Annotated in this window: 12 protein-coding genes; 4 read left to right on the top strand and 8 right to left on the bottom strand. The window is 74.3% G+C overall.

Features of this window, described 5'->3' with window-relative positions:
• A partial coding sequence (locus tag ONA70_RS32500) for a helix-turn-helix domain-containing protein (RefSeq protein ID WP_265010315.1) occupies positions 1-515 on the bottom strand: 515 nt, incomplete at its 3' end.
• A 111-nt stretch (positions 516-626) separates the two neighbouring features.
• On the opposite strand from ONA70_RS32500, the gene ONA70_RS32495 reads away from it, so the two are divergent.
• Entirely contained in the window at positions 627-1,424 is a 798-nt protein-coding gene (locus ONA70_RS32495) for an alpha/beta fold hydrolase (protein WP_265010314.1), read from the top strand.
• Positions 1,425-1,479: 55 nt separating this feature from the next.
• Here ONA70_RS32495 and ONA70_RS32490 read toward each other — a convergent pair whose 3' ends face one another.
• From ONA70_RS32490 to ONA70_RS32475, 4 genes are all read right to left on the bottom strand, one after another.
• Positions 1,480-2,439: an asparaginase gene (locus tag ONA70_RS32490; protein WP_265010313.1), complete on the bottom strand. Its 960-nt coding sequence runs from the start codon at positions 2,437-2,439 to the stop codon at positions 1,480-1,482.
• A 94-nt stretch (positions 2,440-2,533) separates the two neighbouring features.
• A complete protein-coding gene (locus ONA70_RS32485) occupies positions 2,534-3,361 on the bottom strand; it encodes a BKACE family enzyme (RefSeq protein ID WP_265010312.1) in 828 nt (275 codons plus the stop codon).
• Positions 3,362-3,479: 118 nt separating this feature from the next.
• The gene (gene ygfZ / locus ONA70_RS32480; RefSeq protein WP_265010311.1) at positions 3,480-4,592 is read right to left on the bottom strand and encodes a CAF17-like 4Fe-4S cluster assembly/insertion protein YgfZ; all 1,113 of its coding nucleotides are present in this window, start codon (positions 4,590-4,592) and stop codon (positions 3,480-3,482) included.
• The gene (locus ONA70_RS32475; RefSeq protein ID WP_265010310.1) at positions 4,589-5,017 is read right to left on the bottom strand and encodes a Fur family transcriptional regulator; all 429 of its coding nucleotides are present in this window, start codon (positions 5,015-5,017) and stop codon (positions 4,589-4,591) included. The genes ygfZ and ONA70_RS32475 overlap by 4 nt, the downstream gene beginning before the upstream one ends.
• Before the next feature lie 68 nt (positions 5,018-5,085).
• Between ONA70_RS32475 and ONA70_RS32470 the strand changes: the two genes are divergently transcribed.
• A complete protein-coding gene (locus tag ONA70_RS32470) occupies positions 5,086-5,946 on the top strand; it encodes an aminotransferase class IV (RefSeq protein ID WP_265010309.1) in 861 nt (286 codons plus the stop codon).
• A 77-nt stretch (positions 5,947-6,023) separates the two neighbouring features.
• Here the strand turns inward: ONA70_RS32470 and ONA70_RS32465 are convergent, their stop codons facing one another.
• Positions 6,024-6,614: an FABP family protein gene (locus tag ONA70_RS32465; protein ID WP_265010308.1), complete on the bottom strand. Its 591-nt coding sequence runs from the start codon at positions 6,612-6,614 to the stop codon at positions 6,024-6,026.
• Positions 6,608-6,712 carry a small membrane protein MtfM gene (gene mtfM, locus ONA70_RS36765; protein WP_046570768.1) on the bottom strand — a complete coding sequence of 35 codons (105 nt, stop codon included), beginning with the start codon at positions 6,710-6,712 and terminating at the stop codon, positions 6,608-6,610. The genes ONA70_RS32465 and mtfM overlap by 7 nt, the downstream gene beginning before the upstream one ends.
• 12 nt (positions 6,713-6,724) lie before the next feature.
• On the opposite strand from mtfM, the gene ONA70_RS32460 reads away from it, so the two are divergent.
• Both ONA70_RS32460 and ONA70_RS32455 read left to right on the top strand, forming a co-directional pair.
• Positions 6,725-7,099 carry a DsrE family protein gene (locus ONA70_RS32460; RefSeq protein WP_265010307.1) on the top strand — a complete coding sequence of 125 codons (375 nt, stop codon included), beginning with the start codon at positions 6,725-6,727 and terminating at the stop codon, positions 7,097-7,099.
• Positions 7,100-7,194: 95 nt separating this feature from the next.
• The gene (locus tag ONA70_RS32455) at positions 7,195-7,335 is read left to right on the top strand and encodes a hypothetical protein (protein WP_265010306.1); all 141 of its coding nucleotides are present in this window, start codon (positions 7,195-7,197) and stop codon (positions 7,333-7,335) included.
• Between the two features lie 29 nt (positions 7,336-7,364).
• Here ONA70_RS32455 and ONA70_RS32450 read toward each other — a convergent pair whose 3' ends face one another.
• Entirely contained in the window at positions 7,365-8,138 is a 774-nt protein-coding gene (locus ONA70_RS32450; protein ID WP_265010316.1) for a hypothetical protein, read from the bottom strand.
• Positions 8,139-8,256: the final 118 nt, after the last annotated feature.

Raw genomic sequence — 8,256 nt, 5'->3', positions numbered from 1 at the left:
TCGGTGACGGCGACCGACTCGAGGACCGCCTCGGTCGGGGTGCCGTCCGGCGTCGTGGGGCCGGTCGCGACCGGCGTGACGGTGGCCGGGGCCTGTGGCGCGCTCCTCGGCTCGGTCGCCTCGGGCGAGGTCGGCTCGGTGGCCGCCTGCGCCGCGGCGGTCGCCTCGGCGAGCCGGGCGTTCTCCCGGCGGAACGTCTCGTAGATCTGGGTGAGGGACTGCTTCTGGGCCATGGTCAGCTCGGCGTCGACGGCGATCGCCGCGAGCACGCCCTGCCCCTCCTTGTCGTCCAGCAGCCCGGCCCGCAGGTACATCGCCGGGGTGGAGACCCGCAGCGCGCTGGCGAGCTGCTGGAGCACCTCGGCGCTCGGCTTGCGCAGCCCGCGCTCGATCTGACTGAGGTACGGGTTGCTGACGCCGGCCTGCTCGGCGAGCTGGCGCAGGGAAATCTTCGCGTTCCGGCGCAGGTCACGAATGAACCCGCCGACGTCGGGAAGTTCCTTACCGGTGGCCATGACTCCACGCTAGCGCGGGGTGCTAGCTCTTGCAAGCAAATCGCTAGCCAGAGTTAGCAGGGTCACGAATAGCCGGTTGCGTGGCCGCTGTCCGGTCCGTACCGTGCCTCCGTGGCCAAGATCGAAGTCAACGGCGCCCAGCTCGCGTACGACGAGGCCGGCAGCGGAAGCCCGGTGGTGCTGCTGCACGCCGGCATCGCGGACCGGCGGATGTGGCGCGGCCAACTGCCCGCGCTCGCGGCCCGGCACCGGGTGATCGTCCCGGACCTGCGCGGCTACGGCGACTCCGAGCTGCCACCCGCCCCGTTCGCACACCACGACGACGTGGTCGGGCTGCTCGACGCGCTGGGCCTGGCGCGGGCCGCCCTGGTCGGCTGCTCGTTCGGCGGCAAGGTCGCGGTGGACACCGCGCTGGCGTACCCGGACCGGGTCTCCGCGCTGGCCCTCTTCGGTGCCCCGGTCTCCGGCAACGAGTGGTCCGAGGAGACCGAGCGGCTCTGGGAGGAACTGGTCGGCGAGGTGGACCCGGAGGACTTCGCCGCCGGCGCCGCCGGCGAGGTGCGGTTCTGGGTGGTCGGCCCGACCCGGAAGCCGGCGGACGTCGACCCGGAGCTGATCCGGTTCGCCGAGGAGATGGACCGGCGGGCGCTCGCCGCCGAGCTGGCGCTCAGCGCGATCGAGGTGGGCGAACTCGACCCGCCGGCGATCGACCGGCTGGGCGAGCTGCGGATGCCGGTGCTGACCGGCGCCGGCGCGGACGACCTGGCCGACCTCCACCGGCTGGCCGACCGGATCGCCGCCGAGGCCGCGCGCGGCGTCCGGCTACCCGACGTCCCCGACGCCGCCCACCTGCTGCCGCTGGAGAAGCCCGGACCGGTCAACGCCGCCCTGCTCGACTTCCTCCCCTGACCGGAGGCGGCGGACGCGCGGTCGCCGAGGTACCGCCGCCACCGGCGGCGCGCGGTCACCAGACCGGACGGACCGCGCCCACCGGGAGGCCGCCACCGAGCAGCGGCAGCTCGGCGTACTCCGCCAGCACCGGGGCCTCGACACCGAGCCGGCGCAGCGCCGCGACCAGCACCGGCATCCGGGCCCGCGCGGCGCCGTCGTCGATCTTGAGGGCGACCGCGCCCACCCCGGGGACCGCCGCGGCGATGACACCCTCCGCGCCGACCTTCGCGAGCAGCCCGGGTACGCCCCGCATCAGCCGGGTGTCGTCGGCCTGGGTGCCGCCCACCAGCTCCGGGAACGCGCGCATCGCGTCCGCCACGGTCCGCTCGACGCTGCCCGGCTCGGCGGAGACCAGCCGCAGGTACGCCCGGGCCAGCCCGGTCAGTGACACGGCGAGCACCGGAGCGCCGCAGCCGTCCACCCCGACCGCAGCCACGGTCTCCCCGGTGAACTCCTCGATCGCGGCGGCCAGCCGCTGCTGGAGGGGGTGCTCGGGCAGCCAGTAGCCGTTCAGCGGCCAACCGGCGGCGACACAGGTCAGCAGCATCCCGGTGTGCTTGCCGGAGCAGTTCATCTGGATCCGCCGGGCCCCGCCCCCGGACCGCAGCACCGCCTCCCGGGCCGCGTCACCGACCGGCAGGTCCGGCGGGCAATGCAGGGCCTCCTCGCCGAGCCCGGCCCGGGCGAGCAGGGCGTTGACCCGCTCCACGTGGAACTCCTCGCCGGCGTGGCTGGCCGAGACCAGCGCCACGTCGGCCGGGTCGGTCAGCGGCAGACCGGACCGGAGCATCCCGATGGCCTGCATCGGCTTGTTCGACGACCGGGGGAAGATCGGGGACGTGACGTCCCCCGCCCCGGCCACCGACGCACCGGCGGCGTCGAGCACCACCACGGAACCCCGGTGCAGGCCCTCCACGAACCCGGACCGGACCACCTCGGCGAGCGGCACGCCGCCCTCGTACGTCTTTCCCACGGAGTGGACGGTACCGAGCGGTCCGCCCGGCCCGGCAGCGGGGTGACCAGCGACGTCGGTCGCGGGCGTACAGGGGTGCCGGGCGGGCCGTCGCTTACATGCCGAGCAGCGCCCGGGCCTCGGTGGTGGTGAGCGGCGGGCGCTGGGCGAGCTGGGCGAACCCGACCGCGCGGGCGACCAGTTGCATGTTGGACTCGACCGGCCGGCCCTTGGCGTAGGTGACCGTGTCCTCCATGCCCACCCGCAGGTGGCCGCCGGCCGACAGCGAGGCCAGCAGGACCGGGATGGTGCTGCGGCCGATCCCGGTGGCCGAGAAGGTGGTCCCGTCCGGCAGGTCGCGCAGCATCTGCTGGGCGGCGACCAGGGTGGCCGTGGTGCCCGGCATGCCGCCCGGCACGCCCATCACGAAGTCGACGTGCACGTGGCCGCCGTGCGGCAGGCCGTACTTGCCGAGCAGCCGCTGCAGGGCGGTGAGGTGGCCGAGGTCGAAGATCTCGTACTCGGGGACGACGCCCTTCTCCTGCATCCGGGTGTGCAGGTCGACGATGAACTCCCAGCGGTTGAGGAAGACGTCGTCGCCGAAGTTGACCGTGCCCATGGTGCAGGAGGCCATGTCCGGGCCGGCGTCCAGCACGGCCAACCGGTCGGCCTCCGGGTCGGTCACCGCGCCGCCGGAGGAGAGCTGCACGATCAGGTCGGTGCTGTCCCGCAGCGCGGCCACGGTCTCCCGGAGCCGGCCCTGGTCGAGGGTGGGCTTCGCCTCGTCGTCGCGGATGTGGACGTGGATCACCGACGCGCCGAGCGCCTCGCACTCCTTGGCGGTCAGCAGCAGCTCGTCGAGGGTCACCGGCAGCGCCGGCACCTCCGCCTTGGCCGACTCCGCGCCGGTGGGGGCAACCGTGATCAACGTCCCTGTCGTCATGTCGGGATCGTAGACCGCCGACTCCCCTCCGGTCGACAGCCGAAACCCAACAGAAATCCGCGTCACGACCACGTCAAACGGAAGATTTTCCGTTTGACGTGCGCCGGCGCGGCATCCCTTACGCCAGATCGATGGCGGCAGCCGTCTCCCCGACCATCAGCCGGGCGTCGTCGGCGACATTGCGCTTGACCACCGCGAGGGCGATCTGACCCAGCTCGTAGTGGTGCACCGCGGTGCCCACGAAGCCGACCGCCCGGCCGTCCAGGGTCACCGGCGTCCCGGCGGTCGGCGGCTGGTCGGTGGTCACGCCGTCCAGGTGCAGCAGGACCAGGCGACGCGGGGGCTTGCCCAGGTTGTGCACCCGGGCCACCGTCTCCTGGCCCCGGTAGCAGCCCTTGTCCAGGTGCACGGCCGGGGCGACCAGGCCCACCTCGGCGGGGATGGTCCGGTGGTCCGTGTCCACCCCGGCCCGGGCCCGCCGGGCGGCCACCCGGACCGCCTCGTACGCCCACAGCCCGGCCACCGGCACCCCGGCCCCGCGCAGCTCGTCCACCACCCCAGCCATGGCCGGGCGAGGCACCAGCAGGTCCACGCCGAGCGCCACCCGGCGGGCCCACCCGCCGATCGGCAGCGGCTTCACGTCGTACACCACGGTGGGCCGGGGCGGCAGCTCGCCGGAGCGGAACTTCGGACCCGGCACCGCGACCAGGTCGGGCGCGGCCAGCCCGGTGACCCCGAGGGTGTCGAGCGCCCCGGCGGCCTCCGGCCCGACCAGCGACAGCACGGCGTGGTCGGCGGTGGCGTCGCGCGGGTCGACCTTGCTGAAGAACCGCATCTTCTCCAGGTACGACAGCAGCCCGCTGGTCATCCCCGGCTCGGTGTCCAGCCAGGTGGTCTCGCCGTCCTCGGCCACCATGGCGTGCTGTTCGACGTGACCGTGCGGGGAGAGCACCAGCAGCTCGGTGCCCTGCCACGGGCTCAGCGCGGCGAGGTGCTGGCTGGTCAGGGTGTGCAGCCAGCTCATCCGCTCCTCGCCGGGCACCGCCACCACGCCCCGGTGCGAGCGGTCCACCAGACCGACCCCGGTGGCGAGGACACGCTGCTCGCGCATCGGGTCGCCGTAGTGGGCGGCGACCGGGCCGACCCCGGCCGCCCGGTGGGCCGGCTCGGGCTGGTCCCGGGTCTCCTCGTCGATCGCCTCAGTGGCCACCGCACCCGCGATGTCGATCATTTACGTCCCCCGTTCTCGCACTGGCCGCAGACGCCGAAGAGCGCCACGTGCCCGATGTCGACCTGGAACCCCCGCTGCACGGCCAGCTGGTCGGCGAGCGGCCGGAGCAGCTCGGGCTCGATCTCGTCGATCGCGCCGCACTCCCGGCAGACCAGGTGGACGTGCTGGTGCTCGCCCGCCGCGTGGTAGGTCGGCGAGCCGTGCGACAGGTGGGTGTGGGTCACCAGGCCGAGCCGCTCCAGCAGCTCCAGGGTCCGGTAGATGGTGGTGATGTTGACCCCGGCGGCCACCTCGCGGACCGCCGTGTGCACCTGCTCCGGCGTGGCGTGCCCCAGCTCCATGACCGCCTGCAGGACCAGCTGCCGCTGCGCCGTCAGCCGCAGCCCACGGGAGCGGAGCAGTTCCGCGAGGGAGGATTCGGACACCGTCCGATCATAGTTCGGCCGCCGCGCCGGACCGGCCGCCGCCGTCGTACGCCACTACTCTCGCGGTCGTGGTGGCATCACGGGTGGCCGTGCTGGGCCGGGGCGTCGTACCGGCCGGGGAGGCGGTGCTGCGCGGCGACGACCGGGGCGTGCTGCACGGGGACGGGCTCTTCGAGACCATGCACCTGCGCGACGGAGAGCCCTGGCTGCGCGACGCGCACCTGGCCCGGCTGCGGACCGGCGCGGCGGCGGTGGAGTTGGACCTGCCGCCCGCGGACGCGCTGGTCGACCTGCTCGACGTGATCCGCGCCGGCTGGCCGCCCGAGGTGGAGGGAGCGCTGCGGCTGGTCTGCACCCGGGGGCCGGAGGGCGGCGGCCCGCCGACCGTCTACGCCACCCTCGGCGAGGTGCCGGCGGCGGCGAAGCGGGCCCGGCGGGACGGCGTGACGGTGGCCACCCTGCCGCTCGGGGTGGCCGCCCGGTCCCGTCCGCAACTGGGCTGGCTGCCGGTGGGCGTCAAGTCCACCTCGTACGCGGTGAGCACCGCGGCCCGCCGCTGGGCGGCCCGTACCGGGGTGGACGACGTGCTCTGGGTCTCCTCCGACGGGTACGTGCTGGAGGCGCCGACCGCGAACGTGGTCTGGCTCAGCGGCGACACGCTCCGCGCGGTGCCGCCGGCGATCACCGGCGTCCTGCCCGGCGTGACCGCCCGCTGGCTTCTCGACCATGCCGGTGAACTGGGCCTGCGGGCCGAGGAACGCCTGGTCACCCCGGCCGAGCTGGCGGAGGCGGACGGCGTCTGGCTCACCTCGTCCCTCCGCGGCCCCACGGAGATCCGAACCCTCGACCACACCCCCCTGCCCCCGTCCCCCCGAACACCGGATCTTCGCACCCTCCTCGGCTTCCCGCTCGACCTCCCGGCCGGTTGATCAAGGAGTTTGCGTCAGAGTTGATCTCCTCGGAGACGCAAACTCCTTGATCACCGCCAGATGGGTGGGGGTTCGGGTTAGCCGGCTGTGCGGGTTAGGCGGGCGGAGAGGTGGGGGCTGAGGGCGTGGCCCATGGCGGCCATCTCCTGGGCGTAGAGCAGGGCACCCTCGACGATGCCGAACAGGCGGGCGCCGGCGGTGACCTCCTTGGCGGTGGCCGTCCGGACCACCGCGTCGGTGGCGAACTCGATCCGGGTGCCCGTGCGCTTGCCGATGTGCAGTTCCATCACGCCGGTCGGCGTGCTCATCAGCGCCTCGATCTCGTCGGTGACCCGGTCACCGTCCATCACCGGGCGCCACCAGCCGACCTCACGACCGGCCGGCCGGACCGGGCGGCTCTGCTCGTCCAGGATCCAGGCACGCGACTCGTAGAACAGGAACGGCCGGCCGTCGTGGCTGATCCGGATCTCCTGCGCGAAGTCGAAGTCCTCGATGGTGGGGAAGCCGCCCCGCCCGCGCCCGCGCCACACCCCGATGTACGGCAGCAGGCCGTCCAGGCTCCGGTGCAGCTTCGGGCCGACGCGCAGGTCGTGGCTCTCCTCGTACGGGTACGGGTCGACCGTCGGCGCGTTCAGCCACGGCGGCTGCAGCGGGTTCTCACTCACCACTTACCTCTCGAAATGCGAACTGCGAGATAGACCAGGCCACCGGCGAGCGCGCCCAGGCCGGCGACCAGCAGGCTGACGAACCCGATCTCGGTAACCATCCGGGCCATCCTATGCTGGGCGACATGGCCCGCACTCTGGTCGTCAAGGCCACCGCCGGCGCGGACGCCCCCGAGCGTTGCGCGCAGGCTTTCACCGTCGCCGCCACCGCGGCCGCCGCCGGGGTCGACGTGTCGCTCTGGCTGACCGGCGAGTCGACCTGGTTCGCCCTGCCCGGTCGGGCGCAGGACTTCGAGCTGCCGCACTCCGCGCCGCTGGGCGAGCTGCTGCACGTGATCCTGGCCACCGGCAAGGTCACCGCCTGCACCCAGTGCGCGGCCCGCCGGGACATCGGCCAGGACGACGTCATCCCCGGCGTACGCATCGCCGGCGCGGCCGTCTTCGTCGAGGAGGCGATGGCCGAGGGGGCGCAGGCGCTGGTCTACTGAGAGCGCCGATATCGACCCCACCTTTCCTGCTGCTGCCTACGATTCGGATGTGGGCGAGGCGACCGAGCGGTTCTTCGCGTCGCTGCGAGGCCGCCATGGCGACGGTGTTCCGCAACGAGGCCACGTTCAGCGGCAACGTGGCCGCGGCAACATCGAACCGTCCTTCGACTCGGTGGGGCCGGGTGGACGCCCTGGGCCGCAGCCGGGAACGGCACGACCACGAGCACGAGGACTGATCCGGCCGGGCGGACGTGGCCGGTACGGGTCAGCCGGCGCAGCCGGTGGAGGCGGCCAGGCGCAGCCGGTCACCGGTGGTGTCGGCCAGCACGACGGCCGAGCCGCTGCGGTAGGCGTACGTGCCGGGCCGGTCCAGCAGGACGGCGCCGAGCGGCCGAAGCGCGGCCAGCGAGGCCGGCACGGCGCCGGCGGTGACAACGACGGTCCGGGCGGGGCCACCTGCGGGGCACGGGGCCGTGACCCACTTCGCGCCCACCGGGGCCGGCCGGCCCAGCGCCCCCAGCGCCGCGGTGAGTGCCGGCCCGGCCGGGTGCGCCAGCAACAGCTCGCCGAACTCGATGTCGGCCGGGCGGCAGCCGGTGGCGGCGGAGAAGCGGACCAGGCCGTCGGCCACCACCCGCCCGTCGATCGCGATGAACTCGCCCGCGTCGGCCCGCAACCGGGGACGTCCGGCCTCGGTGGCGACACCGGCCCGCCAGTCGGCGGGCAGCCGCTGCGTCACGTGGTCGAGCAGCGCCCGCTCGCTCCCGGCGGGCACCGGCACGTCCAGCCCCCGGGTCAACGCCGCCCCGTCGGTCAGCGGGGTGACCCGGCAGCCCCGCTCGACCCGAGGCGGGGTCAGCTCCCAGGCGCCGTCGCCGAGCGCAGCCACCAGGCGGCCCATCGCCCGGTCCGTCACCGCCGCCGCCTGGCCGAGGGTGCGCTGTTCCTTCACGGTCGGCGGGTCGTGCCGCACCGACCACCAGGTCAGCCCGGCGAGCAGCAGGGCCCAGGCCACCGTCGCGGGCACCAGCCAGCGCAGCCAACGCCGGCCGCGCGCCGGCTGGTCGGGACGGGATGGCGGGGCGTACCCCGCCTGGACGGCACCAGTCACCCGGCCATCGTGTCACGCCCCGGCGACCGCCCGACCACCCCCGCGC

Source organism: Micromonospora yasonensis, from assembly GCF_026013475.1.
Taxonomy (GTDB): Bacteria; Actinomycetota; Actinomycetes; order Mycobacteriales; family Micromonosporaceae; genus Micromonospora; species Micromonospora yasonensis.
Note: the sequence above shows the minus strand (reverse complement) of the source record. Positions and strands in the feature narration are given on the sequence as shown.